Below are 26961 nucleotides of genomic sequence, written 5' to 3' on the forward strand. Positions count from 1 at the left end.
GGCGCTCCTACAGGCCGATGGTGCGCAGGATCGCGTCGGGGCCGAACAGCAGGGCCGTCAGGCCGGCACCCGCCAGGAAAGGCCCGAAGGGGACGTAGCCGCCTTCGCGCAGGCTGCTGGCGAACTTCATGGCAATGCCGATCACGGCGCCGATGACCGAGGCCATCAGGATGATTGGCACCAGGGCCTCCCAGCCGAACCAGGCGCCCAGTGCGGCGAACAGCTTGAAGTCGCCGTAGCCCATGCCTTCGCGGCCGGTCAGCAGCTTGAAGCCCTGGTAAACCGCCCACAGCGAGACGTAGCCGGCGACCGCGCCCCAGACGGCCTGCGACAGCGGCAGGCTGTTCCAGCGAAGCGCCGACACGATCAGGCCAGCCCACAGGAGCGGCAGCGTGAGGTCGTCCGGAAGCAGCGTGGTGTCCCAGTCGATCAGCGCGAGCGCCAGCAGGGTGGCGCAGAAGCCGCTCCAGGCCACACCGGTCCAGGTCGCGCCGAAGCGCCAGATGCAGAAGGCGAACAGTGCCGCGGTGCACAGCTCGACGAGGGGGTAGCGCACGCCGATCGGGGTGCGGCAGCTGGCGCAACGCCCCCGCAGCACGAGCCAGCTGAGGACCGGGATGTTCTCGTACCAGCGGATGACGTGCCCGCACTGCCGGCAACGGGAGCCGGGCCGCACCAGGTTGAACGGCTCGGCTGGCTCCGCGGGCTTGCCCGAGAGTTCCGCGCACTCGGCAGCCCACTGCCGCTCGAGCATCTGCGGAAGGCGGTAGATGACGACGTTCAGGAAGCTGCCGACGAGCAGGCCGATGAAGCCGGCGAAGGCGGCATCCAGCCCCGGGGACAGCAGCATCAGACGACTTGGCCCAGCTTGAAGATGGGGAGGTACATCGACACTACGATACCGCCGATCAGGCCGCCCAGGAACACGATGATGACCGGCTCCATCAGGCTGGACAGGCCGGCGACCATGTCGTCGACCTCCTGCTCGTAGAAGTCGGCCGCCTTGCCGAGCATGTGGTCGATGGAGCCGGATTCCTCGCCGATGGCCGTCATCTGCAGCACCATGGTCGGGAAGACGTTGGCGTTGCTCATCGCGGCCGTGAGGCTGGTGCCGGTGGAGACTTCCTGCTGGATCTTCTCGGTGGCCATGGCATACACCGAGTTCCCCGACGCACCGCCGACCGAATCGAGCGCTTCCACCAGCGGAACGCCGGCTGCGAACATCGTCGAGAGCGTGCGGGTCCAGCGTGCAATGACCGACTTGTAGATCAGGTCGCCAAAGATCGGCATCTTGAGCATCAATCGGTCCATGAACATCTGCATCTTCTCGTTGCGCTTCCAGGCCTGCATGAAGAAGTAGAAGCCACCGCCGATCCCGCCGAAGATCAGGTACCACCACTGCACGAAGAACTCGCTCATGGCGATCACGAACAGGGTGGGAGCGGGCAGGTCGGCGCCGAACGACGAGAACACCTGCTTGAACGCCGGAATCACGAAGATCATGATCACCGTGACGACCACGAAGGCCACCACGATCACGGAGATCGGATACATCAGCGCGGATTTGATCTTGGACTTGATGCCCTCGGTCTTCTCCATGTAGATGGCCAGCCGGTCGAGCAGGGCTTCCAGGATACCGGCGGCCTCGCCGGCCTCGACCAGGTTGCAGTACAGGTTGTCGAAGTACAGCGGGTACTTGCGGAACGCCGAGGACAGCGATGTGCCGGTCTCGACGTCGGTACGGATGTCGTTGAGCAGCTTGGTGACGCTGGCGTTGGCATTGCCGCGGCCCACGATGTCGAACGACTGCAGAAGCGGCACGCCGGCCTTCATCATGGTGGCGAGCTGGCGGGTGAAGATCGCGATGTCCTTGGGCTTGATCTTCTGGCCCGAGCGCATGCGGCGCTTCTTGATCTTGGTGGGCGAGATGCCCTGGCGGCGCAGCGACGCCTGGACCTGGTTCTCGCCGCCGGCCCGCGTCTCGCCGCGGACGGGCTTGCCGTTGCGGTCGCGGCCCTCCCACTCGAAGACGAATTCCTGGATCTTGTGTGCTGTTGCGGTGGCCATGTCGGGCTACTCCTCTCGTCCCTGTGTCTTTATTCGTTGGTGCAGCCGAGCACTTCCTCGAGGGAGGTCATGCCGAGCTTCACCTTGTGCAGGCCGGATTTGCGAAGGCTTCGCACGCCCTCGCGCTCGGCCTGCTCCGCGATTTCCATGGAGCTGCCGTCGCGCAGGATGATCCGCTGGATCTCCTCGCTGATCGGCATCACCTGGTAGATGCCGACCCGGCCCTTGTAGCCGTTGTTGCACATCGAGCAGCCCACCGGACGGTAAGGCGTCCAGCTGCCGTCGACCTCGTCCTCGCGGAAGCCGGCGTCCAGCAGCGTCTCGTGCGGAATGTCGGCCGGCTCCTTGCAGTTGGGACAGAGCCGGCGGGCCAGGCGCTGCGCCGTGATCAGGATGACGCTCGACGCGATGTTGAACGGCGCGATGCCCATGTTGCGCATCCGCGTGAGCGTGGTCGGCGCATCGTTGGTGTGCAGGGTCGACATCACCATGTGACCCGTCTGGGCCGCCTTGATGGCGATGTCCGCCGTTTCCAGGTCCCGGATTTCGCCGACCATGATCACGTCCGGATCCTGGCGCAGGAACGACTTGAGCGCGGCCGCGAATGTCAGGCCGGCCTTCTCGTTGACGTTGACCTGGTTCACCCCGGGCAGGTTGATTTCCGACGGGTCTTCTGCCGTCGAGATGTTCACGCCGGGCTTGTTCAGCAGGTTCAGGCAGGTGTACAGCGACACCGTCTTGCCGGAACCCGTCGGGCCGGTGACCAGCACCATGCCGTACGGACGGCCGATCGCGTTGAGCAGCCGCTCCTTCTCCTCGGCTTCGTAGCCAAGGGCATCGATGCCCAGCTTGGCGCTGCTCGGGTCCAGGATACGGATCACGATCTTCTCGCCGAAGAGCGTGGGCAGCGTGCTGACGCGGAAGTCGATCACGCGGTCGGGGCCGACCTTGAGCTTCATGCGGCCGTCCTGCGGGACGCGCTTCTCGGAGATGTCCATCCTGGAGATCACCTTGATGCGGGAGGCCAGCTTGTCCTTGATCGCGACTGGCGGGCTGGCGATCTCGCGCAGCTCGCCATCGATGCGGAAGCGCACGCGGTACGTGTGCTCGTACGGCTCGAAGTGCAGGTCGGATGCGCGCATGCCGAAGGCGTCCAGCAGCATCTTGTGCAGGAACTTCACCACCGGCGCGTCGTCGACGTCGGAGGTGGCGCCCTTCTCCGGCTCGTCGAGGGCCGACTGGTCCATGGTGGACTCGTCGAACTCGAAGTCGTCGCCGATGATGCTGTCCATCGCTTCGCTGGCGCTGGTGGCCTGCGACTCGACCATCTTGGTCAGCTTGTCGTATTCGGCGATGACCCAGTCCACGCCCATCTGGGTCGCGAACTTGATCTTCTCGGCGGCCTCCTGGTCGGAGGGATCGGCTGTCGCGACCGTGAGGCGGTTGCTCCGCTTGGAGAGCACGACCACTCGGTAGGACTGGCAGATCTTCGCGTCGAGCAGGTTCTTCGGGAGGCGGTTGACGTCGATCGCCTGCAGGTCCAGCAGCGGCGCACCGAACGCGGAGGACATGGTGTGCGCCAGATCAGCGGCGGAGACGGCACCGGAGCCGGTCAGCTCGGCGATGAAGCTGCTGCGGCCGGCTTGCGCCTTGCGATACAGCTCCTCGGCCGACTTCTGCCCGAGCTTGCCGGCAGCGACGAGCGCGCGCGCCAGGCCGGGGAGGGCCAGCGACGGGGCATCAGATACAGCGGAATCGACGGCGGCCATCGTGAATTAATGCAGTCAGCTCCTGCGACTGGGGCCGCAGGAAAGCGAGCTGATCATCGCCCAAACCCCATGGGCTGTAAATCTTCGCTGTGGTATGCAGCGCAAATGCGCAGTGCCGCAGGGGAGGCTTTCCGCGCAGGAAGTCACGGCGGCCAGGAATCCGCTGCGACCGCGCACAACCGATCGCCCAAACGAAAGCGGCGAGGGCATTGGCCCTCGCCGCGGTCGTCGTTGTCGATGCAATCCTGGTCGGGGTGAGAGGATTCGAACCTCCGGCCTCTACGTCCCGAACGTAGCGCTCTACCAGGCTAAGCTACACCCCGATGGCTGCAAGTGCCGTCGAAACTGGTGTCAGTTGCGACGCTCAAGCAGTTGAGCCGCCAATTGTACCATCCCCTCGGAGTATTGATTGCGCGGCAGTTGGCGAGCGCAGTCGATGGCCCGTTGCGCCTCCGCTGCCGCGGCCGCGCGGGTCACGTCCAGGGCCCCGGTACCACGCACGATGGCGATGATCGAATCCAGCTCGTCGACGGCCCCGTGTTCGATGGCGTGGCGGATCAGGTCCGCCTGAGCACCGGTGCCCCGCTGCATGGCGGCGATCAAGGGCAGCGTGGCCTTGCCTTCGCGCAGGTCGTCGCCGAGGTTCTTGCCCATCTCCTGCGTGTCACCGTCGTAATCGAGAACGTCGTCGATCACCTGGAACGCGGTGCCCAGCGCCTGGCCGTAGTCGGCACATGCGGCCTCGATGTCCGGCCCCGAACGCGCGAGCACCGCGCCCAGCCGCGCACTGGCTTCGAACAGCTTCGCGGTCTTGGAGCGGATCACGCGCAGATAGCCTGCTTCGTCGAGCGAGGCGTCGTGCATGTTCATCAGCTGCAGGACTTCGCCCTCGGCGATGACGTTGGTGGCGTCGGCGAGGATCTCCATGACGCGCATGTCGTGCGCATCCAGCATCATCTGGAAGGCGCGCGAGTAGAGGAAGTCGCCGACCAGGACGCTGGCCGGATTGCCGAAGCTCTCGTTCGCGGTGGCGCGCCCCCGACGCAGGGTCGATGCGTCGACCACGTCGTCGTGCAGCAGCGTGGCGGTGTGGATGAATTCGACGACCGCCGCCAGGTTGAAGCGCTGTGGACCGGCATACCCCACGGCCCCGCTGACGAGCAGCAGCAGGGCTGGGCGCAGGCGCTTGCCACCGGCCGAGATGATGTAGCGGGACACCTGGCCGACCAGCGGCACGCCGGAATCGAGGCGGTGGGCGATGACCGCGTCGACTTCGCGCATGTCATCGGCGATCAGGGAGAGCACCGAAGCGGCGCTGGCGGAGGAGTCGGTCAAGGCGGTACGGCTGTTCGGCCCGATTATAGGAACCGGTCTCTGGCAAGCGCGGCAGTCGCGGTCGTGCCGGTGTTAGTAACCGCAAACAATGCTATACTCGTGGGCTCCCCTGGAAATCCGTCCCGGGGAGTCACTCGTTTTCAATGAGGTCTCACATGTACGCGGTCATAAAAACCGGCGGCAAGCAGTATCGCGTTGCCTCCGGCGAAAAGATCAAAGTAGAACAGATTGCTGCGGACGTAGGCCAGGAAATCGTGATCGACCAGGTTCTGGCTGTCGGCAACGGCGGCGACCTGAAGATCGGCGCTCCCCTGGTGTCCGGTGCAACCGTCAAGGCCACGGTCGTGGCCCACGGCAAGCACGACAAGGTTCGCATCTTCAAGATGCGCCGTCGCAAGCACTACCAGAAGCGCCAAGGGCATCGCCAGCAGTTCACCGAACTGCAGATCGGTGCCATCGCGGCCTAACCGGGAGCAGTTGACATGGCACAGAAAAAAGGCGGCGGCTCGACGCGAAACGGGCGGGATTCCCAGCCCAAGATGCTGGGCGTCAAGGCGTTCGGCGGCGAACTGATCAGCGCCGGCTCCATCATCGTGCGCCAGCGCGGCACCAAGTTCCATCCCGGCACCAACGTCGGCCTGGGCAAGGACCACACGCTGTTCGCGCTGGTGGACGGCCACGTGACGTTCGCAGTCAAGGGTGGGCTGAACAAGCACACCGTCAGCGTGATCCCGGCGGCCTGACGCCACCGCATTGCGCACCGGCAAGGCCCCGCTCGTCGGGGCCTTGTCCTTTGTAGGATACGAGTCATGAAGTTCGTGGACGAGGCATTCATCGACGTCGCCGCTGGCGACGGCGGCAACGGCTGCGTCTCGTTCCGCCACGAGAAGTACAAGGAATTCGGCGGCCCCAATGGCGGAGACGGCGGGCGCGGCGGACACGTGTACGCGGTGGCCGACCCGAACCTGAACACGCTGGTGGACTACCGCTTCTCGCGTCGGCACGAGGCCAAGCGGGGCGAGCACGGCATGGGCTCGGACATGTTCGGCGCGGCCGGCTCCGACATCACCCTGAAGATGCCGGTGGGCACCATCATCAGCGATGCCGAGACCGGCGAGGTGCTGTACGAACTGCTCACGCCCGGCGAGGTCATCACCATCGCCAAGGGCGGCGACGGCGGCTTCGGCAACATGCGCTTCAAGAGCTCCATCAACCGCGCTCCGCGTCAGAAGACGCCTGGGTGGCCCGGCGAGAAGAAGAACCTGAAGCTGGAGCTGAAGGTGCTGGCCGACGTCGGCCTGCTGGGGATGCCGAATGCGGGCAAGTCGACCCTGATCGCGGCGATCTCGAACGCGCGGCCCAAGATCGCCGACTACCCGTTCACCACCCTCCACCCCAACCTGGGCGTGGTGCGCGTCGGCCCGGAGCAGAGTTTCGTGGTGGCCGACGTGCCGGGGCTGATCGAAGGCGCCGCCGAGGGCGCGGGGCTGGGGCACCAGTTCCTGCGGCACCTGCAGCGCACCCGCCTGTTGCTGCACCTCGTGGACCTGGCGCCGTTCGACGAAGGTGTCGACCCGGTGGCGCAGGCCAAGGCCATCGTCGCCGAGCTGAAGAAGTACGACAAGGCGCTGTACGACAAGCCGCGCTGGCTGGTGCTCAACAAGCTGGACATGATCCCTGCCGAGGAGCGCGAGGCGCGCGTGAAGGACTTCGTCAAGCGGTTCCGCTACAAGGGCCCGGTGTTCCAGATCTCCGCGCTGACCCGCGAAGGGTGCGAAGAGCTCGTGAAGGCGGTCTACCAGCACGTGAAGGCACGCCAGGTCGAGGAGCAGCCGCCGGTGGCGCAGGTCGATCCGCGCTTTGCCGACCCGGCTGCGCAGGCGGCCGTCGGTGCCGATGCCTCGCCTGAGGGCGACGAGCCTGCGCGATGAGCCCGGTCGGCAACGCGATGCTTGGGCCCGAGCACCAGGAACTGCTGCGCGCCGCGCGCCGCATCGTCGTCAAGGTCGGCTCCAGCCTGGTCACCAACGAGGGGCGCGGGCTCGACGAGGGCGCGATCGGCGAGTGGTGCCGGCAGCTCGCCGCGCTCGCACGGGATGGGCGCGAGGTGATCATGGTGTCCAGCGGCGCAATCGCCGAAGGCATGAAGCGCCTGGGCTGGACCTCGCGGCCGCGCGAACTGAATGAACTGCAGGCGGCCGCAGCCGTGGGCCAGATGGGCCTGGCCCAGATGTACGAGACCAAGCTGCGCGAGAACGGCCTGGGCTCGGCGCAGGTGTTGCTGACGCATGCCGACCTGGCCGACCGCGAACGCTACCTCAACGCCCGCTCGACCCTGCTCACGCTGCTGGCGCTGCGGGTGCTGCCGGTCATCAACGAGAACGACACCGTCGTCAACGACGAGATCAAGTTCGGCGACAACGACACCCTCGGGGCGTTGGTGGCCAACCTGGTCGAAGCCGACCTGCTGGTCATCCTCACCGACCAGAAAGGCCTCTTCACGGCCGATCCGCGCAAGGATCCCGCGGCGGAGTTCGTCCACGTGGCCCGCGCCGGCGACGTCGCACTGGAGGCCATGGCGGGCGGCGCCGGCTCCAGCCTCGGGCGTGGCGGCATGATCACCAAGATCCTGGCGGCCAAGCGCGCGGCGCGGTCAGGAGCCTCCACCGTCATCGCCTGGGGGCGCGAGCGCGATGCCCTGTTGCGGCTGGCGCGTGGCGAGGGCATCGGCACGCTGCTGGCCGCGCCCACCCAGAAGAGCCAGGCGCGCAAGCGCTGGATGGCCGACCACCTCCAGTTGCGCGGGGCGGTCCTGGTGGACGAGGGCGCGGTGGCCAAGCTGGTGGGCGAGGGCAAGAGCCTGTTGCCGATCGGCATGGTGTCGGTCGACGGGGAGTTCTCCCGTGGCGACGTCATCGCCGTGCGGGACGGCGCCGGCCAGGAGATCGCCCGCGGCCTGGCCAACTACGCCAGCGCCGAGGCGCGCCTGCTGTGTCGCAAGCCGTCGAGCGAGATCGAACGCCTGCTCGGCTACACGGCCGAGCCCGAGATGATCCACCGCACCAACCTGGTGGTCACCCGGTAACCAGGTGCCAGCGGTGAGGTGCCTCAGCGCACCTCGTTGCGGAAGCGGTATTCGCCATGCGGCGCGGCCAGGTCGCGAGCGATCTGCTCGGCCGAGGTGTTCGGCGCCTCGCCCGCGCAAGCGCCGGCGCGCGCGATGGCCAGGCTGTGGCGCGTGGCCGAGTTGTTGTGGACGGTCTTCCAGTCGGCAGAGGACTTGACCCAGCCACCATCCCGCGACTGCCGGGCGTACACCTTGGCCTCGCCGGTGTCGCAGCGCAGCCCTTCGTAGAGTGCGTTGATCGCGCCGGCTTCACCGAGACCGACCACCACATAGCGGACAACGCGGTCCGGACCGATGCGGATGCTGGCCGGATCGACGCCCCAGCGCAGCTGCGAGCCGGCGACCTCCACCGCGATCAGCTTCTGCGTCTGCAGCGCGGGCGGCGCGGGCGCCTCCGCTTCCTTCCACTCGACATCGGACTGGGCGAGGGCGGCGCCGCAGGCCAGCCCGAGCGCAAGGACGAGAAGCCTAGGGTGCACGGTTGCCTTCTTCCTGGCCGATGTTCAGGCCCGTCTGCGGATCCGGTTCGAAGGTCGCGCCGGGCGGCAGCTCGAATGCAGGTGCCGGCACATGGTGCTCGGCCGGTGCGTCGTGGTGGCCGCCATCGCGCGAGCGCATGCCGCTGCGCAGGTAGCGGTTGCGGTGATCATGGCGTGGCACGAAGCGCGCGAGCTCCGTCAGCGCCATCTCGTACACGCCGCGCTTGAACTCGACCACCACGTCGAGCGGCACCCAGTAGTCGTTCCAGCGCCAGGCGTCGAACTCGGGATGGTTGGTGGCGCGCAGGTTCAGATTCCAATCTTGGCCCGTGAGCTGCAGCAGGTACCAGATCTGCTTCTGGCCCTTGTAGTGGCCTCTTGCGTCGCGCCGGATGTAGCGGTCAGGCACCTCGTAGCGCAACCAGTCGCGGGTGCGGGCAATGATGCGCACGTGCTCGGGTCGCAACCCGACCTCCTCGTGCAGCTCGCGGAACATCGCCTGTTCGGGCGTCTCTCCGCGGTCGATCCCGCCTTGCGGAAACTGCCAGCTGTGGGTGCGGATCCGCTTGCCCCAGAACACCTGGTTTTTCTGGTTGAGCAGGATGATGCCGACGTTGGGCCTGAAGCCGTCCCGGTCAAGCATAATCAAACCCCAAACTTGTGAACTGAGTCCATTATGCACGCCGCTCTGCGTGCACGCCAAGAACTCAGCCGTCCCTCCCGCCCCCGATGAAAGCCTCCCAGTTCCTCATTTCCACCCTCAAGGAAGCGCCTGCCGACGCCGAGGTGGTCAGCCACCAGTTGATGATGCGGGCGGGGATGATCAAGAAGCTGGGCGCGGGCATCTACACCTGGATGCCGATGGGCCTGCGGGTGGTGCGCAAGATCGAGGCCATCGTGCGCGACGAGATGAACCGCGCCGGCGCCGTGGAGCTGCTGATGCCAGTCATCCAGCCGGCCGAGTACTGGCAGGAGACCGGGCGCTGGAACAAGATGGGCCCCGAGCTGATGCGCGTGAAGGATCGCCATGACCGCGACTTCATCGTGCAGCCGACCAGCGAGGAAGTCGTCACCGACGTCGCCCGCCAGGAGCTTCGCAGCTACAAGCAGCTGCCCCGCAACCTCTACCACATCCAGACCAAGTTCCGCGACGAGCGCCGTCCGCGCTTCGGCGTGATGCGCAGCCGCGAGTTCATCATGAAGGACGCCTACAGCTTCGACCGCGATGCGGCTGGCGCGAAGGCGAGCTACCAGGCGATGGCCAAGGCGTACCGCGCGATCTTCGACCGCTTCGGCCTGCGCTACCGTGCCGTCGCCGCGGACAGCGGCGCCATCGGCGGCGACCTGTCCGAGGAGTTCCAGGTCATCGCCGCCACCGGCGAGGACGCGATCGTCTACTGCCCCGACAGCGACTACGCGGCCAACCTGGAAAAGGCCGAGGCGCTGCCGCCCTCGCAAGCGCGTGCCGCCGCCACCCAGCCGATGGCCAGGACGCCGACCCCGGGCAAGAGCACCTGCGCCGACGTCGCCGAGCTGCTCAAGCTGCCACTGCAGCAGACCGTCAAGTCGCTGGTGCTCGCCACCGACGCGCTGGACGACGCGGGTGGCATCACCGGCACCCGGATCTGGCTGCTGCTGCTGCGCGGCGACCATGACATGAACGAGATCAAGGTCGGCAAGGTGCCCGGGCTGGATGCGGGCTTCCGCTTCGCCACCAGCGCCGAGATCGTCGACCACTTCGGCACGCCGCCCGGCTACCTCGGTCCGATCGGGCTGAAGAAGCCCGTGCAGGTGATCGCCGACCGCGAAGTGGCCGCGATGGCCGACTGGGTGTGCGGCGCCAACGAGGAGGGCTTCCACCTCACCGGCGTGAACTGGGGCCGCGACCTGCCCGAGCCCGCGGCGGTGGCCGACCTGCGCAACGTGGTCGAAGGCGACCTGTCGCCCGACGGCAAGGGCCGCCTCGCGATCGAGCGCGGCATCGAGGTGGGCCATGTGTTCTATCTCGGCACCAAGTACAGCGCGCCGATGGACGCGCGTTTCCTCGACGAATCGGGCAAGCCGCAGCTGATGGAGATGGGCTGCTACGGCATCGGCATCACCCGGCTGCCGGCAGCGGCCATCGAGCAGAACCATGACGCGCGCGGGATCATCTGGCCGGACGCCATCGCGCCGTTCACCGTGGTGCTGTGCCCCATCGGCATGGACCGCAGCGCCGAGGTCAAGGCCGCTGCCGAGCAGTTGCACGACGAGCTGGTCGCGCTGGGCATCGACGTGATGCTCGACGACCGGGGCGAGCGTCCGGGCGCGATGTTCGCCGACTGGGAGCTGATCGGGGTGCCGCACCGCCTCGTGATCTCCGACCGCGGCCTGAAGGAAGGGCAGCTCGAATACCAGCACCGCCGCGACGCTGCGGCCACCAAGGTGCCGGCGGCCGAGGCGCTGGCGTTCCTGCGGGGCCGGCTGCAGGCGTGATCTCGCGGCGTGGCTGCCTGCCGGCACTGGCGGTGGGGCTCGGCCTGTTCGGCACCCGCCTCGTGCACGCGGGCGCCCAGGTCGAGGAGCCGCTGGCCGACTCCGTGCGCACCGCCCTGAGTTCGGCGATCGCCAATGCAGCGCCGCCCATCCCCGACTTCCCGACCACCGAGGCCCGTCTGGCCTACCTGCGCTGGCTCGGGGCCATGAGCCCCAAGCTGGCGCGGCGCAAGGTCGACTGGCAGGAGCGCAAGGAGTTCCTGCAGACCGTCTGGTACGAGAGCAAGCGTGCCGGCCTGGATCCCGGGCTGGTGCTGGGCCTGGTGCAGGTGGAAAGCGCCTTTCGCAAGTACGCGGTCAGCGTGGTCGGCGCACGGGGCTACATGCAGGTGATGCCGTTCTGGAGCCGCCTCATTGGCGATGGCGACGCCGGCCGGCTGTTCCACATGCAGACCAACCTGCGGTTCGGCTGCGTGATCCTGCGGCACTACCTCGACCGCGAGCGTGGCAACCTGTACCTGGCCCTGGGCCGCTACAACGGCAGCCGGGGCCAGCCGCAATACCCGAACGCGGTGTTCGGGGCCGCCAAGCAGTGGGCCTTCGACGACCCCGGCCCGCCCAAGCACGCCGAGGCGATCCGCGGCGGGTCCTGAAGCACCGCAGCGGGCGGGCTACTGCAGGAAGCCCATCTTGCCCTTGGCTGCGCCCGACTTCGGCAGATCGTCGGCTGCGATGACGCCGCGCTGGTCGAGCCGGGCATTGCCGAAACCGGTCATGAGCGCGCGGCGCATCTCCCTCGGCGCCAGCTCGGCCAGCTGGTCGAGCAGGTCGTCCGAGGGCTCCGGATCGAAGCGGGCGCCCCAGCCATGCTCGCTGCGGATCGAGCAGTACAGGTTGCGCGCGATCTGCCGGGCCGCCTCGAAGGTCGGCGGCTCGATCTCGAACACGTTCATGCGGTTCAGGATCGGCTCGGGGATGCAGCGCTCGTCATTGGCCGTCATGATCCAGATCACCTGGCTGGCGTCGATGGCCACCTCGGCAAACTCGTCGATGAACGCCTCGGCGGTGTCGTGCTCCAGCAGCCCGTACAAGGCCCCGAGGGGGTCGTACTGTGCGTCCGACGCCGCCTTGTCGATCTCGTCGACCACCAGCACCGGGTTGGCGTACTGGCCGTCGACGATGGCTTCGAACACCTTGCCGGGCTTGGCGCCCTTCCATTGGGAGGACGCGCCCGAGAGCAGCCAGCCCGCGGTCATCGAGCTCATGGGGACCAGGCTCATGCCGGTGCCGAGCAGGTCAGCCAGCTTGCGCGCGAAATGCGTCTTGCCGATGCCGGGCGGGCCCAGCAGCAGCATGGGCGTGACTTCCAGGCCGTCGCGGCTGTCCTGCGACAGGGCGACGTGCCGCTTCACGTCGTCGAGCGCTTCGGTGAAGTTCGGCAGCTGCTCGTAGAGCGCGGCCATGTCGGGGATGCCGCTGGGCTTGACCTGGAAGCGTTCGGGCCCGCGCTCGAGCATGCGCTCGTAGGTCGTCCGCAGGCTTTCATGGTCCCGGCCCGGCAGCTTGGCCAGCTTGCGCTCCACGTCATGCGGACGGAACACATTGCGCAGGTTCGCAATGGGAAGCTTGAACGAAGACGCTTGATGGGGCACCAGACTGCGGCTTTCCATGCACTCTCCTTCAACGGCGGCTGGGTTCATTCCAGCATAAGCCGCTGCACAGTTCAACGGCATGCGATCCCAGCCGCAAGCGGGTGTCAGGAAAATGCCGAAGCCCGTGGAGGCGCCCGTCATCCGGCCGCAAGGCGCGGGGAACGCGCGCAACGAAACGTGGAGGCGCGCGGCCGCCGGTGCGCGTGCAGCGCCGGCATCAGCAGCCGCGTCCGGCGGCTGCCAGCGAGATCAGGCCTGGCCGGCGCCGCCGCCCAGCACCTGCTGCAACTCGCCGCTCTGGTACATCTCCATCATGATGTCCGAGCCGCCGATGAATTCGCCCTTCACATACAGCTGCGGGATGGTGGGCCAGTTGCTGTAATCCTTGATGCCCTGGCGGATCTCGTCGTCCTCGAGCACATTGACGGTGGCGACGGCCTTGGGGTCGACGCCGCAGGCCTTGAGGATCTGGATCGCCCGGCCCGAGAAACCGCACATGGGGAAACTGGCGCTGCCCTTCATGAACAGCAGGACGTCATTGCCCTTGACCAGCTGGTCGATGCGTTGCTGAACGTCGCTCATTCGAATCTCTCCTTGGGGCCCCGTGGCCCGCTGACTTGGGGCCGGATTATCCGCGTTCAAGCCAGCGCCCGCCGGAGCAGCGCGCGATGCCCGCGAGGTCGGTGCGAGAGTCGACCTGCGCGAAGCCGGCCGCATGCAGCAGCGCCTGCACCGCGGCCGACTGGTCCCAACCGTGCTCGAGCAACAGCCACCCGCCGGGCTTCAGGTGAGAGGGGGCCTGCCGCACGATGGTGCGCAGGTCGGCCAGGCCGTCGGTGCCGGCCACCAGGGCGCCGCGCGGTTCGTGCCGCAGCGCGGCCAGATGAGGGTCCTGTTCGGCCACGTAGGGCGGATTGCTGACAATCAGGTCGTACCGCGCCGTGCATCCCTGGAGCCAGTCGCCCTGGCGGACCTCGATGGCCAGGTCCAGCCGGCGCGCGTTGGCGGCCGCCACCGCAACGGCGTCGGCGCTGCCGTCCACTGCGGTGACCCGCGCGTCGGGGCGCGCGTGGCGCAACGCCAGGGCAATCGCGCCACTGCCGGTGCCCAGGTCGATCACCTCGGGCTGCGCCACGCCGTCCAGCACGGCCAGGGCCCAGCTGACGAGCGTCTCCGTGTCCGGCCGCGGCACCAGCACGCGAGGGTCGACCTCGAGGGTGAGCCCGAAGAACTCCTTGCGCCCCAACAGGTAGGCGACCGGCTCGCCGGAGGCCCGACGGGCGCAGGCCTGGCGAAAACGCTCGGCCGCGTCCGGCGCCAGGGCATCGCCGTCGTGCGCGATGAGCCAGGCACGGTCGGTCTCCCCCCGGCCGATCGCATGCAGCAGCAGCAGCTGGGCGTCGAGCCGGGCCAGGCCGCCGGCGGCCGCCTCGGCGAGCGCTTGCGCCAGCGTCATGCGGCCGGGGCGCCCAGCCCGATTTCCAGCTCTTCCAGTTGCTCGGCCTTGCGCGCGAGCAGCAGCCCTTCGATCAGTTCGTCGAGGTCGCCTTCCATCACGAAGGTCAGCTTGTAGAGCGTGAGGTTGATGCGGTGGTCGGTGACCCGTCCCTGCGGGAAGTTGTAGGTGCGGATCCGGTCGCTGCGGTCGCCGCTGCCGATCAGGCCCTTGCGGGTCGCGGCTTCCTTGGCGGCGCGCTCGGACCGCTCCTTCTCCTGGATGCGGGCGGCCAGCACCTGCAGCGCCTTGGCCTTGTTGCGGTGCTGGCTGCGGTCGTCCTGGCACTCGGCCACGATGCCGGTTGGGATGTGCGTGATGCGCACGGCCGAGTCCGTCTTGTTGATGTGCTGACCACCGGCGCCGCTGGCCCGGAAGGTGTCGATGCGCAGGTCGGCTGGGTTGATCTGCACCGCCTGGGCTTCGTCCGGCTCGGGCAGGGCGGCCACGGTGCAGGCGCTGGTGTGGATGCGGCCCTGCGTCTCGGTGGCCGGCACGCGCTGCACCCGGTGGCCGCCCGATTCGAACTTGAGCTTGCCGTACACCGCGCCGCCGACCACGCGCACCACGACTTCCTTGTAGCCGCCGACCTCGCCCGGGCTCTCGCTCACCAGCTCGCAGCGCCAGCCCTGGCGCTCGGCGTACTTCGTGTACATGCGCAGCAGGTCGCCGGCGAACAGCGCCGATTCGTCGCCGCCCGTGCCGGCCCGGATCTCCAGGAAGGTGTTGCGCACGTCGTCCGGGTCCTTGGGCAGCAGCAGCTTCTGCAGGTCGTCCTCCAGCCCAGGCAGCTGCGCCTCGAGGCCGGCGATCTCCTCGCGGGCCATCTCGGCCATGTCGGGGTCGTCCAGCATCTCGCGCGCCTGCGCCAGGTCGGCTTCGCGGCGCCGCAGCTGCTCGTACAGGCCGGCCACCTCGCTGACTTCGGCGTGCTCGCGGGTGAGCGCGCGAAACCGCTCCATGTCCTGCACCACCTCGGGCTGCTGCAGGAAGAAATCCAGCTCCTGCAGGCGGACCGGATAGCGTTCGAGTTGCTGGCGGAGAAAGGGTTTCATGCGGGTGGCTGGATCGGGCGGGGCCGCCATCCGGTGCCGGACGGGCGGTGCTGCGACACCGGGCGGCGCCCGGCACGGCGATGGCGGCGCGCGCCGCTAACGCTCTTTGCGCAGGAAGAAGTGCTCGATGGCCGCGCTGGCGCGCTCGCGGGTCTGCTCGTCGCCGGCGCGCAGCTCGGCCATCGGGCCGTGCAGCATCTTCTGCGTCAGGGCGCGCGAGAGCTGCTCGAGCACCGTGTCGATGTCCTCGCCGCGGGCCAGCAGCCTGCGGGCGCGGGCCAGCTCCACCGCGCGCCACTCGTCGGCCTGCGCGTTCAGCTGCTGGATCAGGGGCACGGTGCGCCGCTGGTCCATCCAGTGCAGGAAGCTCTGCACGCCCGCGTCGATGATCGCCTCGGCCTGCGCCACCGCGGCCTGGCGTTGCGCCTGGCCGGTCTGCACCACGTGGGCGAGATCGTCCACCGTGTAGAGGTACACGTCCTCGAGCGCCTTGACTTCCGGCTCGATGTCGCGCGGCACCGCCAGGTCGACCATGAAGATCGGCCGGTGCTTGCGCAGCTTGACGGCGCGTTCGACCGCGCCCAGCCCGATGATGGGCAACTGGCTGGCCGTGGAGCTGACCACCGCGTCGAACTCGTGCAGCCGGTGCGGCAGGTCGGCCAGGCGCATGACCTCGCCGCCGAAGCGCGAGGCCAGCTTCTCGCCGCGCTCCAGCGTCCGGTTGGCGATGGCGATGCCGGCCGGATTCTTGGCCGCGAAGTGCGTTGCCGCCAACTCGATCATCTCGCCGGCCCCGACGAACAGCACCCGGATCTTGCCCAGGTCCTCGAACAGCTGGGAAGCGAGGCGGACGGCCGCGGCGGCCATGCTGATGGAATGCGCGCCGATCTCGGTGGCGCTGCGCACTTCCTTGGCGACGGCGAACGACCGCTGGAACAGCTGGTTGAGCGTGGTGCCCAGGGCGCCGGCCTGCTCGGCCTCGCGCACCGCGTCCTTGAGCTGGCCGAGGATCTGCGCCTCGCCGAGCACCATGGAGTCGAGGCCGCTGGCCACCCGGAACGCATGCCGCGCGGCCATGCCATCGCGCAGCACGTAGGCATGCGAGCGCAGGAGCGACGGCGAAACGCCGCCCGAATGGGCCAGCCAGTCCACGGTCGGATCGAGGTCGTGTTCGGCGCCCGCGCAGTAGATCTCCGTGCGGTTGCAGGTGGAGAGGATGGCCGCTTCCGGCTGGCGCGCGAGCTTGCCTTGCAGGTTCTCCCGCAGGGCGTGCAGGGTGGGCTGGATCTGGTCGATGGCGAACGCGAACCGGCCGCGCAGGTCGAGGGGCGCGGTCGTGTGGTTGATGCCAAGTGCCCAGACGGCCATGGGGTCGATTATAAAATCCTTCGCCTTCTCAAGCACTTACGCTGGATCAAGCCGCACGCAACATGGGCCCGCTCGACCTCCTGCCGCACCTGGGCGGTTTCCTGGCCCCCGCGGCCTTCCTGGCTCTGCTGTTGCCGCTGCTCGCGCGGCTGATGCTGCGGGCCACCGCCGGCCGCTCGGCGCTGTGGCTGCAGGCCATGCTGGTGTTCCTGGCCGGTTCGGCCGTGCTGGCCGCCGGCCTCTGGTGGTTCGGGCGCGACGGCAAGATGGTGACCTACGGCGCGCTCGTGCTCGCCGCCGCCAGCATGCAGTGGCTGGTGCTGCGGGCCTGGCGCTGAGCGGCATGCTGTTCCTGCTGTCGCCGGCCAAGACCCTCGACTACGAGACTCCCCTGCGGCCGCTGCCCTACACCGACCCAAGTTTCGGCGAGCGCTCCGCCCGCCTGATCGGCGTGCTGCGCAAGCAGTCGCCGCGGCAGATCGCGCAGCTGATGGCGCTGTCCGACAAGCTGGCCGCACTGAACGTGGCGCGCTACCAGGCCTGGACGCCGGTGCATGACGAGCGCAACGCGCGCCAGGCGATCCTGGCCTTCAATGGCGACGTCTACGACGGCCTCGATGCGCGCTCGCTGGACGACGAGGACATCGCGTGGGCCCAGCAGCACCTGTGCATCCTGAGCGGGCTGTACGGCGTGCTGCGCCCGCTGGACCGCATGCAGCCGTACCGGCTCGAGATGGGCACGGCGCTGGCGGTCGGCAAGGCGAAGAACCTGTACCAGTTCTGGGGCGGCGAGATTGCCGAGCACCTCAATGCCCGGCTGGCGGCCGATGCCTCCCCGGTGGTGGTGAACCTGGCATCGCAGGAGTACTTCCGCTCGGTGGACCTCGGACGGCTCAAGGCGCGCGTGATCGAGTGCGTGTTCGAGGACTGGAAGGACGGCCGCTACAAGATCATCAGCTTCTTCGCCAAGAAGGCGCGCGGGCTGATGGCGCGCTATGCCATCACCCACCGGGTCGCGACCCCGCGCAAGCTCGAGGGGTTTGACCTCGAGGGCTATGCCTTCGCTCCGGAACCGTCGAGCCCCGAGCGCCTGGTCTTCCGTCGCAAAATGCAGCCATGACGACACAGGTCCAGCAGCAGATCACGCCCGAGCTTCGCAAGTGGATCGTCGAGCAGGCGCAGGCCGGTCACGGCGCCGAGGCGGTGCTGCAGTCGATGCTGGCGTCCGGCTGGAACGAGGACGTGGCCATCGAGGCGATGGAGAGCACGCTGCGCGAGCACCTGGAGCGCGAGGCGGTGCAGCAGGGGATCCCGTCGCCGGTGCCGGTGCCGGACGCGCGGCTGGACGACTCCCCGCTGTACGTCGATGCCGGCGATCGCCGCGTGCACGTCGTGCACGCGATGTCCAACCCGCGCATCGTGGTCTTCGGGAACCTGCTGTCCGACGAGGAGTGCGACGCGTTGATCGAGCTGGCCCGTCCCCGCATGGCCCGCTCGTTGACGGTGGCCACGCGCACCGGCGGCGAGGAGGTCAACGACGACCGCACCAGCAACGGCATGTTCTTCCAGCGCGGCGAGAACGAGCTGGTGCGCTGCATCGAAGCGCGGCTGGCGCACCTGCTGAACTGGCCCGAGGAGAACGGCGAGGGCCTGCAGGTGCTCCATTACCGCCCCGGGGCCGAGTACAAGCCGCACTACGACTACTTCGACCCGAAGGAGCCGGGCACGCCCACCATCCTCAAACGCGGCGGGCAGCGGGTCGCCACCATCGTGATGTACCTGGCCGAACCGGAAAAGGGCGGCGGCACCACCTTCCCGGACGTCAACCTCGAGGTGTTCCCCAAGCGCGGCCACGCGGTGTTCTTCAGCTACGAGCGGCCGCATCCCTCCACCCGCACCCTCCATGGTGGGGCCCCCGTGCTAGCCGGCGAGAAATGGATCGCCACCAAGTGGTTGCGCGAGCGCCGCTTCGAGTGAGTGCGCCGACCGGGCGCGCGCGCGCTGCATTCCCTTTCCCCACGGCAGGTCGATCGCGGCGCCGGCGCGTCGGCGCCCTGGCTGCGGCAGACTGACGTCCGATGAACAACACGCCCGAACAGTCGCTGCTCGGCAAGCCTGCCGCCTACCGCGACCAGTACGACCCCGGCCTGCTCTATCCGATCGCCCGCGCCGACAAGCGCCGCGAACTCGGCATCGGCGCCCAGGCGCCGTTCTTCGGCGCCGACCTCTGGACCGCCTACGAGCTCAGCTGGCTCACGCCGCGTGGCCGGCCGGTGGTGGCCCTGGCCCACGTCACCGTGCCCTGCGAGACGCCCAACATCGTCGAGAGCAAGTCGTTCAAGCTGTACCTGAACAGCTTCAGCAACACGCGCTTCGCCTCGCCCGAGGAGGTGCAGGCCCGGCTGCGCACCGACCTGGGCGAAGCCGTCTGGCGCGGCGGTGCCGGGAGTGGCTCGGTGGGCGTGCGGCTGCTGCTGCCGGATGCGTTCGACCGCGAACAGGTGCACGAGCTGGACGGCATCAACCTCGACCGGCTGGACATCGAATGCACGCACTACACCCCCGAGCCGTCGCTGCTGACCGCCGCCTTCGACGAGCAGCCGGTCGAGGAAGTGCTGGTGAGCAACCTCCTCAAGAGCAACTGCCTGGTGACCGGCCAGCCCGACTGGGGCAGCGTGCAGATCCGGTATGCGGGGCCGCAGATCGACCAGGGCGGCCTGCTGCGCTACCTGGTGAGCTTTCGCAACCACAACGAGTTCCACGAGCAGTGCGTCGAGCGCATCTTCATGGACCTGCGGGCGCGCTGCCGGCCGGTCAAGCTGGCCGTCTATGCGCGCTACACCCGGCGCGGCGGGCTGGACATCAACCCATTCCGCACCAGCCACCCGCTGGCGCTACCGGCGAACGTCCGGACGGCGCGGCAGTGACCCGCGGCTGACGGCGCACAGCCAGTCGCAGCGCAGGCGCCGCGTGCGGTGCGCCCGCACCCGCCAGGCCTTGTACAGGTCGGGAGCGGCGATCGCCAGCACGCACAGCGGCACGCTCCACAGCGCCTCGCTCGCGAGCGCCGGCACCCAGCCGATCCAGCCGGCCAGCCAGAGCATGAGCATCATGTCCCACAGCTGTGTTTCCACCGGGTGCGAGGTGCGGTGGCCCACGTGCCACTGCTTGATGTGGTGAAGTTCGTCGAGTGTCATGGTGTCGGTGGCGGCAGCCCGCGCGGCCGGCTGCCGGGCGGGCTGCCCGCTCACCCCTGCTTCTGGTAGAGAACGAGGCGCTGCCTCGGGGTCGACAGGCCATCGCGGGTGGCACTCAGGTCCACTTCGAACCGGGTGCCCGGGAGCACCTGCTGCGGTCCGAAGGTGAGGCTGAAGCGCCCGTCCGCGTCGGCCTGCAGCGTCTGCCGCGTGATGTTCCGTGCCACGCGCATCCGCCCCCCGATGGAGGGCGGGACCGCATCGACCTCGGCGCGGACCAGCGCGTGGGGCGCGGTGCGCCCCTCCACCACCACCTCGCTGCCGTCCACGACGGCCTCGGGCGTCGGGTGCAGCACGAGCAGCGTCAGCGGGGCGGTGTCGGCGCCGGGGGAGGGCGGGGACGTTGCCGCCGGGGCCGGGGAAGTCTCGCTGACAGGTGGCGCCGGGAACGGTCCGGGCAACGGTGCCGAAGACGCCGCCTGCGGCGGTGCCGATGGCTGCGCGGGGGGCTCGGCCGCGGGCAAGGCCTGCGGTACCGCGCGCGCCATCGCCTGCTGGTGCGCCTTGAACGACGGGGGAAAAGCGTAGTCGGCCACCACGCTGCGCGCGCCGGCGTCGATGCTGGCCCGCAGCGTGGCACCCGCATCCACCCGGTCGGTGCGGCGGACGGTGTAGTCGCCGGTGTAGAGGCCCGGCGCGCCTTCGCGCAGCGCCAGCTCGATCCCGGCACCGAGGACCTGCACGCGCGCCCGACCGCCCGGGCTGCCGCGCAGTGTGAAGTCCACCCGCGAACCGGGCAGCAGCCCGGCGTCGGCGTTGACCTCCAGCGAGTCGATGCGGGCGGGTGCGCTGCTCGCGGCCGGACGTGGCGGTGCCGCGTCGGCCGGCACGAAGGCCAGCCCGAGCGGCAGCCCCAGCAGGAGGCCCGCGGCGAGACGGAGACGGATCACGAGCGACATCGGGCGGGCGGAAGAGCCGTTGCTGCACCATAGGAGGCGGGCGCCACCGTGCCTGTAGGTGACGCCCTGCGCCCCCGGTAGGAGCGGGTGCGCGGCGCCTGTCCCCGCATGGCGCGGCGGTGGCCGGCGACAGCGTGTCAGGCGCTGCCGAACAGGTCCGGCGTGTGGTCTTCCACCCGTGGCGCACCCGGTGCAGGTGCCGGGCTCGCCGCCTCGGCTGCCTCGTCCGCCCGGGCCAGCTTGCCCACTCGCACGCCCAGCAGGCGCAGCTTGCGATCGAGCGGCACGCGCTTGAGGCACTGCCCGGCCACCTGGCGGATGGTTCGCGGATCGTCGGTGAATGCCTCGATGGTGCTGTCGCGCGTGGCGATGCGGAAGTCGTCGTAGCGCAGCTTGATGCCGATGGTCTTGCCGACGTAGCCCTTGCGCTGCAGGTCGCCGGCCACGCGCTCGCACAGGTCGGTGAAGATCGCGCCGAGCTCGGCGCGGTCGCGCACGGCGTGCAGGTCGCGGTCGAAGGTGGTCTCGCGGCTCATGGAGACCGGCTCGCTTTCGGTGACCACCGGCCGGTCGTCGCGCCCCCAGGCGGCATCGTGCATCCAGGCGCCGGTGGCGCGGCCGAAGTTGTCGACCAGCCACTCGCGGTCCTGCGCCGCGATGTCGCCGATCGTCATCAGGTGCAGCCGGTGCAGCTTGGCCTCCGCCTTGGGGCCGATGCCGTTGATTTTGCGCACTGCCAGCGGCCAGATCTTGGTCTGCACGTCTTCCTCATGGACGATCGAGATGCCGTTCGGCTTGTTGAATTCGCTGGCCATCTTGGCGATCAGCTTGTTGGGCGCCACGCCGATCGAGCAGGTGAGCCCGGTGGCGTCGAGGATGGACTTCTGGATCAGCCGCGCCAGCACCCGGCCGCCTTCGCGCTGCCCGCCTGGCACCTCGGTGAAGTCGATGTAGACCTCGTCGATCCCGCGGTCCTCCACCACCGGCGCGATCTCGCGGATGACCGACTTGAAGGTGCGCGAGTGGCGGCGCACCTCGTCGAAGTCGACCGGCAGCACGATGGCCTGGGGGCACAGCTTGGCCGCCTTCATCATGCCCATGGCGGAGCCGACCCCAAACTGCCGCGCCGGGTAGGTGGCCGTGGTGATGACGCCGCGGCCGACGTAGTCCTTCAGCAGCGGGAAGGCCTGCGGCGGGATCTCCGACAGCGGCCGGTCGGCGTAGCGCTCGCGCACCATGTCGTCGACCCGCCGGCGGCCGCCGCCGATGACGATCGGCAGGCCCTTCAGCTGCGGATAGCGCAGCAGTTCCACGGACGCGAAGAACGCGTCCATGTCCAGGTGGGCGATGCGGCGCCGGCGGTTCACGGTCGGGATTGTCGCGCGCGGCCGGGCTGGCGCCGCACAATGCGGCCTTTGCCACCGGAGGCCCGATGAAACACCGTGGAAGCTGCCATTGCGGCAAGGTCGCGTTCGAGGTCGAGGGCACCATCGACAACGCCCTGGCGTGCAACTGCTCGATCTGCCAGCGCAAGGGATCGCTGTTGTGGTTCGTGCCGCGCGCCAACCTGCGGCTGCTCACGCCCGAGGCGGACGCCTCGACCTACCTGTTCAACAAGCACGTGATCCGGCATCGCTTCTGCGCCACCTGCGGCATCCATCCGTACGGAGAAGGCCGCGATCCCAAGGGCAACGAGATGGCCGCCGTGAACATCCGCTGCATCGAGGGCATCGACCTGGCCGCCGTGCCGGTCACCCCGTTCGACGGCCGCTCGGTCTAAGCGACGAACTCCACCGCCAACGGCGCCAGCGACACGCCGCGCGGCGCGGCCCGCCAGTGCTCGCCCGGCCGGATGGGGTAGGCGGCGGTCACCGTGCCGGTGGTCACCACCTCGCCCAGCTGCAGCGCGACGCCGGGGCCCTGGCCATCGAGGAGCGCCACCAGGTGCGCCAGCGCGGCCAGCGGGCTGCCCAGGACGTTGGCGCCGCGGCCGATCTCGACCTCGTGCCCGTCGCGCGACAGCGCCACCTGCAGCCCGGCCAGCGCACCGGCCGGATCGGGCCCGAGCTGGGCCAGCGGAACGCGGGTGCCGAGCAGCAGCCGGCCATGCAGGCCGCCGTCGGCCACCGTGTCGGCGGCCTGGAACTTCCAGCCGGGGAAATGCGACTGCACCACCTCGAAGGCGGGCGCGACCCAGTCGATGCACGCCAGCAGCGCCGCGGTGTCGGCCCCGGCGGGCGGCGCCGCCTTCAGACCGAACGCGATCTCGGGCTCGATCTTCGGCTCGACCAGCCCACCCAGCGGGAGCTGCACCGGCGCGGCGCCGGCCTCGTGCAGGGTGTGCGCATAGACCCAGCCCCAGATCGGCTGGTGCACGTCGTACTCGGGCCAGATGTTGCTGTTGGTGAAGCCGATCTTGCGGCCGCGTGCCACGGCGCCGGCATCCAGCCTGGCGCCATGCAGGCGGGCGGCCACCGCGTACCCCGCCTCGAGGTCGAAGCCCGCGTGGCGGCCGGTGAACGGCGCCAGCGACACGCCGCGGTCCTGGGCGGCGCGGATCTCGCCGGCCAGGGCGTCCAGTTCGGTGTCGGGCAGCATGGCGCTCGCCTCAGTAGCCGCGGGGCGTGCCGGTCGGGTAGGTGCCGGGCAGCAGGATGCCCGTGTCGACCGACTGGATGTCGGTGCGGCCGCAGAACGCCATCGACAGGTCGAGTTCGTTGCGGATGATCTCCAGCGCGCGGGTGACGCCTTCCTCGCCCATCGCACCCAGGCCATAGAGCATGGCGCGGCCGATGTAGACGCCGCGGGCGCCGAGCGCCACCGCCTTGAGCACGTGCTGGCCGGAGCGGATGCCGCCGTCCATGTGCACCTCGATGCGGCGGCCCACGGCCTCCACGATCTCGGGCAGCGCCGACACCGAGGAGGGCGCGCCATCGAGCTGGCGGCCACCGTGGTTGGAGACGATCAGCGCGTCGGCGCCCGAGTCGACCGCCAGCCGCGCGTCTTCCACGTCCTGCACGCCCTTCAAGATCAGCTTGCCGCCCCAGCGCTGCTTGATCCACTCGACGTCGGCCCACGACAGCCGCGGGTCGAACTGCTTGGCCGTCCATTCGGAGAGCGACCCCATGTTCTCGACGCCCTTGACGTGGCCGACGATGTTGCCGAACTGTCGGCGCGTGGTGCCCAGCATGCCCATGCACCAGCGCGGCTTGGTCATCATGTTCAGGATGTTGCCGGGCGTCAGCTTGGGCGGCGCCGACAGGCCGTTCTTCAGGTCCTTGTGGCGCTGGCCCAGGATCTGCAGGTCCAGCGTGAGCACCAGGGCGGAGCAGTTGGCGGCCTTGGCGCGGTCGATCAGGCTCTCGATGAACGACCGGTCGCGCATCACGTAGAGCTGGAACCAGAACGGATGGTGGTCGGTGCCGCGGGCCACGTCCTCGATCGAGCAGATGCTCATGGTCGAGAGCGTGAAGGGCACGCCCATCTTCTTGGCGGCGCGCGCGGCCAGGATCTCGCCGTCGGCGTGCTGCATGCCCGTGAGCCCGGTCGGCGCGATGGCCACCGGCATGGCCACCGGCTGACCGACCATGGTGGTGCGGGTGCTGCGGCCTTCCATGTTCACCGCCACGCGCTGGCGGAACAGGATCCGGTTGAAATCCTCCTCGTTGGCGCGGTAGGTGCTCTCGGTCCACGAGCCGGAGTCGGCGTAGTCGTAGAACATGCGCGGCACGCGGCGCTTGGCGAGCACGCGCAGGTCTTCGATGTTGGTGATGACTGGCACTGGGGTGTCTCCTCGTGCCCCGGATGCTAGCGGCGGCCGGACGGCGCGCAGGTGATCTTTTCGGCGGGGCCCTGCAAATTTTCTCATGCGCCCCGCGGCCGCCGCGGCCGGAACGCGTGCCGTCACTGGTCGGTCGTCACCATCCAGGGCACGCCGAAGCGGTCGGTCAGCATGCCGAAGTGCCCGCCCCAGAACGGCGGCGAGAACGGCACCGCGACCCGGCCGCCCTCGGCCAGCGCGTCGAAAGTCCGGCGCGCGCGCTCCACGTCGCCGGGCAGGTGGAGCGCCATCGAGAAGCCGCCGTACGACGGCGGCGGCTCGCCCGGCATGCCGTCGCTGGCCATGAAGCGGGCGCCGGTGGACTCGAAGGTGGCGTGCATCACCTTCTCCTTCCACCCCGCGGGCAACTGGCCGTTGTCCATGGGCGAGCCGCCGTACCGCATCAGGGTCGGCACCTCGCCGCCCAGGCACTGGCGGTAGAAGCCCAGGGCCTCCTCGCAGTTGCCGCCGAAGAACAGGTAAGCCTCGATCTGCATCTGGTTGCTCCTTGAAGTGGGAGCTGCCGATGCTACGGAGCGCGCGAATAAAATCCGCCGATGCTCGACATCACCCTGCTAAGAAAAGACCTGGCCTCCGTCGTGGCCCGGCTCGAGGCGCGCAAGACGCCGCAGCCCTACCTGGACGTCGAGGCGTTCAAGGCACTGGAGGCCGAGCGCAAGACCATCCAGAGCCGCACCGAAGAGCTGCAGTCCCGCCGCAACCAGCTGTCCAAGCAGATCGGCCAGCTCAAGGCCAAGGGTGAGTCGGCCGACGAGGTGATGGCGCAGGTGGGCGCGATCAAGACCGAGCTCGACCAGTCGGCCCAGCGGCTGGAGCAGATCCAGCCCGAGCTGCAGGCGCTGCTGCAGGCCATCCCGAACCTGCCCCACGAGAGCGTGCCCATCGGCAGCGACGAGACCGGCAACGTGCAGGTGCGCCAGTGGGGCACGCCGCGCAGCTTCGACTTCCCGGTGCGCGACCACGTGGACGTGGGCGCACCGCTCGGGCTCGACTTCGACATCGGCACCAAGCTCAGCGGTTCTCGGTTCACCGTCATGAAGGGCCCGATCGCGCGGCTGCACCGCGCCCTTGCCCAGTTCATGCTGGACACGCAGACCCAGGCGCACGGCTACACCGAGTGCTACACCCCGTACGTGGTGAACGAGGCCACGCTGCGCGGCACCGGCCAGCTGCCCAAGTTCGAGGCCGACCTGTTTGCCGTGCGCAAGGGCGGCCAGGAAGGGCTGGCGTCGGACGAGCAGCAGGCGCTGTACCTCATCCCGACCAGCGAGGTCACGCTGACCAATTTCGTGCGCGACGAGGTGCTGGCCGAGGCGCAGCTGCCCATCCGCCTGACCGCGCACACGCCGTGCTTCCGCTCCGAGGCCGGCAGCGCCGGGCGCGACACCCGGGGCATGATCCGCCAGCACCAGTTCGACAAGGTCGAGATGGTGCAGATCACGCACCCCGACCGCAGCTACGAGGCGCTGGAGCAGATGACCGGCCACGCCGAGGCCATCCTGCAGACGCTGGGGCTGCCCTACCGCGTCATGCTGCTGTGCACCGGCGACATGGGCTTCGGCGCCGCCAAGACCTACGACCTGGAGGTCTGGCTGCCGGCGCAGAACACCTACCGCGAGATCAGCTCGGTGTCCAACTGCGAGGCCTTCCAGGCGCGCCGCCTGCAGGCCCGCTTCAAGACGGCCCAAGGCAAGAACGAGCTGGTGCACACGCTCAACGGCTCCGGCCTGGCCGTCGGCCGCACGCTGGTGGCCGTGCTCGAAAACTACCAGAACGCCGACGGGACCGTCACCGTCCCGGACGCGCTGCGCCCCTACCTGGGCGGCCTGGAGCTGCTGCGGCCCTGACGGGCTGCCGAGTCGGTTAGAATTTGCGGCTTCGCACCACGCGAACCGAATTCAGGAGCGGTGGCAGAGTGGTCGAATGCGCCGGACTCGAAATCCGGTATACGGGTCTCCCGTATCGAGGGTTCGAATCCCTCCTGCTCCGCCAGGACCCTGTCCACAGAGGTCCACCAGAGTCCCCCAAGCAGCATAAAGCCCTGAGAAATCAGGGCTTTATGTCTTCTAAGGTCCACGGACGTCCATGACGATCCAGCTCCTTATCGGGGTACGAACCGGGGTATCGAGACAGCGGCTATCG

General features: G+C 68.9%; 29 protein-coding genes and 2 tRNA genes. 13 read left to right on the forward strand and 18 right to left on the reverse strand.

Going from position 1 to position 26961, the window contains the following annotated elements:
• Nucleotides 1-7: 7 nt before the first annotated feature.
• From VFE82_RS10755 to VFE82_RS10775, 5 genes are all read right to left on the reverse strand, one after another.
• On the reverse strand, nt 8-850 hold the full coding sequence (locus tag VFE82_RS10755; protein WP_325000305.1) for a prepilin peptidase: 843 nt from the start codon (nt 848-850) through the stop codon (nt 8-10).
• Entirely contained in the window at nt 850-2067 is a 1218-nt protein-coding gene (locus VFE82_RS10760) for a type II secretion system F family protein (RefSeq protein ID WP_325000306.1), read from the reverse strand. The genes VFE82_RS10755 and VFE82_RS10760 overlap by 1 nt, the downstream gene beginning before the upstream one ends.
• A 29-nt stretch (nt 2068-2096) precedes the next feature.
• Complete coding sequence (gene pilB / locus VFE82_RS10765) at nt 2097-3836, reverse strand: type IV-A pilus assembly ATPase PilB (RefSeq protein WP_325000307.1); 1740 nt, start codon at nt 3834-3836, stop codon at nt 2097-2099.
• Between the two features lie 246 nt (nt 3837-4082).
• Nucleotides 4083-4159: transfer RNA gene (locus tag VFE82_RS10770), tRNA-Pro, on the reverse strand.
• Between the two features lie 28 nt (nt 4160-4187).
• The gene (locus tag VFE82_RS10775; protein ID WP_325000308.1) at nt 4188-5117 is read right to left on the reverse strand and encodes a polyprenyl synthetase family protein; all 930 of its coding nucleotides are present in this window, start codon (nt 5115-5117) and stop codon (nt 4188-4190) included.
• A gap of 209 nt (nt 5118-5326) precedes the next feature.
• On the opposite strand from VFE82_RS10775, the gene rplU reads away from it, so the two are divergent.
• From rplU to proB, 4 genes are all read left to right on the forward strand, one after another.
• On the forward strand, nt 5327-5638 hold the full coding sequence (rplU, locus tag VFE82_RS10780) for a 50S ribosomal protein L21 (RefSeq protein WP_325000309.1): 312 nt from the start codon (nt 5327-5329) through the stop codon (nt 5636-5638).
• 15 nt (nt 5639-5653) lie between these two features.
• Nucleotides 5654-5914, forward strand: a complete 261-nt coding sequence (gene rpmA, locus VFE82_RS10785; RefSeq protein ID WP_325000310.1) for a 50S ribosomal protein L27 — start codon at nt 5654-5656, stop codon at nt 5912-5914.
• A 66-nt stretch (nt 5915-5980) separates the two neighbouring features.
• A complete protein-coding gene (gene cgtA / locus VFE82_RS10790; protein WP_325000311.1) occupies nt 5981-7102 on the forward strand; it encodes an Obg family GTPase CgtA in 1122 nt (373 codons plus the stop codon).
• 17 nt (nt 7103-7119) lie between these two features.
• A complete protein-coding gene (gene proB / locus VFE82_RS10795) occupies nt 7120-8256 on the forward strand; it encodes a glutamate 5-kinase (protein WP_325000490.1) in 1137 nt (378 codons plus the stop codon).
• Nucleotides 8257-8279: 23 nt separating this feature from the next.
• Here proB and VFE82_RS10800 read toward each other — a convergent pair whose 3' ends face one another.
• Nucleotides 8280-8777 (reverse strand): CNP1-like family protein, encoded by a 498-nt coding sequence (locus VFE82_RS10800; protein WP_325000312.1) that lies wholly within the window; start codon nt 8775-8777, stop codon nt 8280-8282.
• Nucleotides 8767-9420 carry an RNA pyrophosphohydrolase gene (locus tag VFE82_RS10805; protein WP_325000313.1) on the reverse strand — a complete coding sequence of 218 codons (654 nt, stop codon included), beginning with the start codon at nt 9418-9420 and terminating at the stop codon, nt 8767-8769. Before VFE82_RS10805 ends, VFE82_RS10800 begins: the two co-directional genes overlap by 11 nt.
• A gap of 86 nt (nt 9421-9506) precedes the next feature.
• Here VFE82_RS10805 and VFE82_RS10810 point away from each other — a divergent pair, with 86 nt between their 5' ends.
• Both VFE82_RS10810 and VFE82_RS10815 read left to right on the forward strand, forming a co-directional pair.
• Nucleotides 9507-11252 (forward strand): proline--tRNA ligase, encoded by a 1746-nt coding sequence (locus VFE82_RS10810; protein WP_325000314.1) that lies wholly within the window; start codon nt 9507-9509, stop codon nt 11250-11252.
• A complete protein-coding gene (locus VFE82_RS10815; RefSeq protein WP_414708752.1) occupies nt 11249-11905 on the forward strand; it encodes a lytic transglycosylase domain-containing protein in 657 nt (218 codons plus the stop codon). The genes VFE82_RS10810 and VFE82_RS10815 overlap by 4 nt, the downstream gene beginning before the upstream one ends.
• 18 nt (nt 11906-11923) lie before the next feature.
• Here VFE82_RS10815 and VFE82_RS10820 read toward each other — a convergent pair whose 3' ends face one another.
• The 5 genes from VFE82_RS10820 to hemA form a co-directional block, all read right to left on the reverse strand.
• A complete protein-coding gene (locus VFE82_RS10820) occupies nt 11924-12922 on the reverse strand; it encodes an AAA family ATPase (protein ID WP_325000315.1) in 999 nt (332 codons plus the stop codon).
• A gap of 231 nt (nt 12923-13153) precedes the next feature.
• On the reverse strand, nt 13154-13486 hold the full coding sequence (gene grxD, locus VFE82_RS10825; protein ID WP_325000316.1) for a Grx4 family monothiol glutaredoxin: 333 nt from the start codon (nt 13484-13486) through the stop codon (nt 13154-13156).
• Between the two features lie 46 nt (nt 13487-13532).
• Entirely contained in the window at nt 13533-14360 is an 828-nt protein-coding gene (gene prmC, locus VFE82_RS10830) for a peptide chain release factor N(5)-glutamine methyltransferase (protein ID WP_325000317.1), read from the reverse strand.
• Entirely contained in the window at nt 14357-15454 is a 1098-nt protein-coding gene (prfA, locus tag VFE82_RS10835; RefSeq protein WP_325000318.1) for a peptide chain release factor 1, read from the reverse strand. Before prfA ends, prmC begins: the two co-directional genes overlap by 4 nt.
• Nucleotides 15455-15550: 96 nt before the next feature.
• The gene (gene hemA / locus VFE82_RS10840) at nt 15551-16822 is read right to left on the reverse strand and encodes a glutamyl-tRNA reductase (protein ID WP_325000319.1); all 1272 of its coding nucleotides are present in this window, start codon (nt 16820-16822) and stop codon (nt 15551-15553) included.
• A 62-nt stretch (nt 16823-16884) separates the two neighbouring features.
• Between hemA and VFE82_RS10845 the strand changes: the two genes are divergently transcribed.
• The 4 genes from VFE82_RS10845 to queF all read left to right on the forward strand — a co-directional run bounded on the left by VFE82_RS10845 (nt 16885) and on the right by queF (nt 19749).
• The gene (locus VFE82_RS10845; protein ID WP_325000320.1) at nt 16885-17160 is read left to right on the forward strand and encodes a hypothetical protein; all 276 of its coding nucleotides are present in this window, start codon (nt 16885-16887) and stop codon (nt 17158-17160) included.
• A 5-nt stretch (nt 17161-17165) separates the two neighbouring features.
• Nucleotides 17166-17942, forward strand: a complete 777-nt coding sequence (yaaA, locus tag VFE82_RS10850; protein ID WP_325000321.1) for a peroxide stress protein YaaA — start codon at nt 17166-17168, stop codon at nt 17940-17942.
• Nucleotides 17939-18799, forward strand: a complete 861-nt coding sequence (locus VFE82_RS10855) for a 2OG-Fe(II) oxygenase (RefSeq protein WP_325000322.1) — start codon at nt 17939-17941, stop codon at nt 18797-18799. The genes yaaA and VFE82_RS10855 overlap by 4 nt, the downstream gene beginning before the upstream one ends.
• 101 nt (nt 18800-18900) lie before the next feature.
• Entirely contained in the window at nt 18901-19749 is an 849-nt protein-coding gene (gene queF / locus VFE82_RS10860; protein WP_325000323.1) for an NADPH-dependent 7-cyano-7-deazaguanine reductase QueF, read from the forward strand.
• Here queF and VFE82_RS10865 read toward each other — a convergent pair.
• From VFE82_RS10865 to VFE82_RS10875, 3 genes are all read right to left on the reverse strand, one after another.
• The gene (locus VFE82_RS10865; protein WP_325000324.1) at nt 19717-20073 is read right to left on the reverse strand and encodes a hypothetical protein; all 357 of its coding nucleotides are present in this window, start codon (nt 20071-20073) and stop codon (nt 19717-19719) included. The genes queF and VFE82_RS10865 overlap by 33 nt on opposite strands.
• Nucleotides 20070-20969: a hypothetical protein gene (locus VFE82_RS10870; RefSeq protein WP_325000325.1), complete on the reverse strand. Its 900-nt coding sequence runs from the start codon at nt 20967-20969 to the stop codon at nt 20070-20072. The genes VFE82_RS10865 and VFE82_RS10870 overlap by 4 nt, the downstream gene beginning before the upstream one ends.
• A 146-nt stretch (nt 20970-21115) precedes the next feature.
• A complete protein-coding gene (locus tag VFE82_RS10875) occupies nt 21116-22312 on the reverse strand; it encodes a DNA polymerase IV (protein WP_325000492.1) in 1197 nt (398 codons plus the stop codon).
• Between the two features lie 98 nt (nt 22313-22410).
• Between VFE82_RS10875 and VFE82_RS10880 the strand changes: the two genes are divergently transcribed.
• Nucleotides 22411-22758, forward strand: a complete 348-nt coding sequence (locus tag VFE82_RS10880) for a GFA family protein (protein WP_325000326.1) — start codon at nt 22411-22413, stop codon at nt 22756-22758.
• On the opposite strand, the gene VFE82_RS10885 is transcribed toward VFE82_RS10880, so the two are convergent.
• From VFE82_RS10885 to VFE82_RS10895, 3 genes are all read right to left on the reverse strand, one after another.
• Nucleotides 22755-23576, reverse strand: coding sequence for a 2-keto-4-pentenoate hydratase (locus VFE82_RS10885; protein WP_325000327.1), 822 nt, complete (start codon nt 23574-23576; stop codon nt 22755-22757). The genes VFE82_RS10880 and VFE82_RS10885 overlap by 4 nt on opposite strands.
• Before the next feature lie 10 nt (nt 23577-23586).
• Nucleotides 23587-24759 carry an alpha-hydroxy acid oxidase gene (locus VFE82_RS10890; RefSeq protein ID WP_325000328.1) on the reverse strand — a complete coding sequence of 391 codons (1173 nt, stop codon included), beginning with the start codon at nt 24757-24759 and terminating at the stop codon, nt 23587-23589.
• Between the two features lie 122 nt (nt 24760-24881).
• The gene (locus tag VFE82_RS10895) at nt 24882-25295 is read right to left on the reverse strand and encodes a VOC family protein (protein WP_325000329.1); all 414 of its coding nucleotides are present in this window, start codon (nt 25293-25295) and stop codon (nt 24882-24884) included.
• A 60-nt stretch (nt 25296-25355) separates the two neighbouring features.
• On the opposite strand from VFE82_RS10895, the gene serS reads away from it, so the two are divergent.
• Together serS and VFE82_RS10905 are read left to right on the forward strand one after the other, a co-directional pair.
• On the forward strand, nt 25356-26666 hold the full coding sequence (gene serS, locus VFE82_RS10900) for a serine--tRNA ligase (RefSeq protein ID WP_325000330.1): 1311 nt from the start codon (nt 25356-25358) through the stop codon (nt 26664-26666).
• 54 nt (nt 26667-26720) lie between these two features.
• Nucleotides 26721-26811: transfer RNA gene (locus VFE82_RS10905), tRNA-Ser, on the forward strand.
• Nucleotides 26812-26961: the final 150 nt, after the last annotated feature.

It is taken from the genome of Ramlibacter sp. (assembly GCF_035655895.1).
Classification (GTDB): Bacteria; Pseudomonadota; Gammaproteobacteria; order Burkholderiales; family Burkholderiaceae_C; genus Ramlibacter.

Coding starts and splice junctions, on each gene's coding strand:
- VFE82_RS10855 (WP_325000322.1), top strand. CDS start 17,939: ATGACGACACAGGTCCAGCAGCAGATCACGCCCGAGCTTCGCAAGTGG.
- VFE82_RS10845 (WP_325000320.1), top strand. CDS start 16,885: ATGGGCCCGCTCGACCTCCTGCCGCACCTGGGCGGTTTCCTGGCCCCC.
- cgtA (WP_325000311.1), top strand. CDS start 5,981: ATGAAGTTCGTGGACGAGGCATTCATCGACGTCGCCGCTGGCGACGGC.
- prfA (WP_325000318.1), bottom strand. CDS start 15,454: ATGAAACCCTTTCTCCGCCAGCAACTCGAACGCTATCCGGTCCGCCTG.
- queF (WP_325000323.1), top strand. CDS start 18,901: ATGAACAACACGCCCGAACAGTCGCTGCTCGGCAAGCCTGCCGCCTAC.
- rplU (WP_325000309.1), top strand. CDS start 5,327: ATGTACGCGGTCATAAAAACCGGCGGCAAGCAGTATCGCGTTGCCTCC.
- VFE82_RS10895 (WP_325000329.1), bottom strand. CDS start 25,295: ATGCAGATCGAGGCTTACCTGTTCTTCGGCGGCAACTGCGAGGAGGCC.
- VFE82_RS10810 (WP_325000314.1), top strand. CDS start 9,507: ATGAAAGCCTCCCAGTTCCTCATTTCCACCCTCAAGGAAGCGCCTGCC.
- proB (WP_325000490.1), top strand. CDS start 7,120: ATGCTTGGGCCCGAGCACCAGGAACTGCTGCGCGCCGCGCGCCGCATC.
- VFE82_RS10875 (WP_325000492.1), bottom strand. CDS start 22,312: ATGGACGCGTTCTTCGCGTCCGTGGAACTGCTGCGCTATCCGCAGCTG.
- yaaA (WP_325000321.1), top strand. CDS start 17,166: ATGCTGTTCCTGCTGTCGCCGGCCAAGACCCTCGACTACGAGACTCCC.
- VFE82_RS10805 (WP_325000313.1), bottom strand. CDS start 9,420: ATGCTTGACCGGGACGGCTTCAGGCCCAACGTCGGCATCATCCTGCTC.
- VFE82_RS10885 (WP_325000327.1), bottom strand. CDS start 23,576: ATGCTGCCCGACACCGAACTGGACGCCCTGGCCGGCGAGATCCGCGCC.
- pilB (WP_325000307.1), bottom strand. CDS start 3,836: ATGGCCGCCGTCGATTCCGCTGTATCTGATGCCCCGTCGCTGGCCCTC.
- grxD (WP_325000316.1), bottom strand. CDS start 13,486: ATGAGCGACGTTCAGCAACGCATCGACCAGCTGGTCAAGGGCAATGAC.
- prmC (WP_325000317.1), bottom strand. CDS start 14,360: ATGACGCTGGCGCAAGCGCTCGCCGAGGCGGCCGCCGGCGGCCTGGCC.
- VFE82_RS10775 (WP_325000308.1), bottom strand. CDS start 5,117: ATGCGCGAAGTCGACGCGGTCATCGCCCACCGCCTCGATTCCGGCGTG.
- VFE82_RS10880 (WP_325000326.1), top strand. CDS start 22,411: ATGAAACACCGTGGAAGCTGCCATTGCGGCAAGGTCGCGTTCGAGGTC.
- VFE82_RS10760 (WP_325000306.1), bottom strand. CDS start 2,067: ATGGCCACCGCAACAGCACACAAGATCCAGGAATTCGTCTTCGAGTGG.
- serS (WP_325000330.1), top strand. CDS start 25,356: ATGCTCGACATCACCCTGCTAAGAAAAGACCTGGCCTCCGTCGTGGCC.
- hemA (WP_325000319.1), bottom strand. CDS start 16,822: ATGGCCGTCTGGGCACTTGGCATCAACCACACGACCGCGCCCCTCGAC.
- VFE82_RS10755 (WP_325000305.1), bottom strand. CDS start 850: ATGCTGCTGTCCCCGGGGCTGGATGCCGCCTTCGCCGGCTTCATCGGC.
- VFE82_RS10820 (WP_325000315.1), bottom strand. CDS start 12,922: ATGGAAAGCCGCAGTCTGGTGCCCCATCAAGCGTCTTCGTTCAAGCTT.
- rpmA (WP_325000310.1), top strand. CDS start 5,654: ATGGCACAGAAAAAAGGCGGCGGCTCGACGCGAAACGGGCGGGATTCC.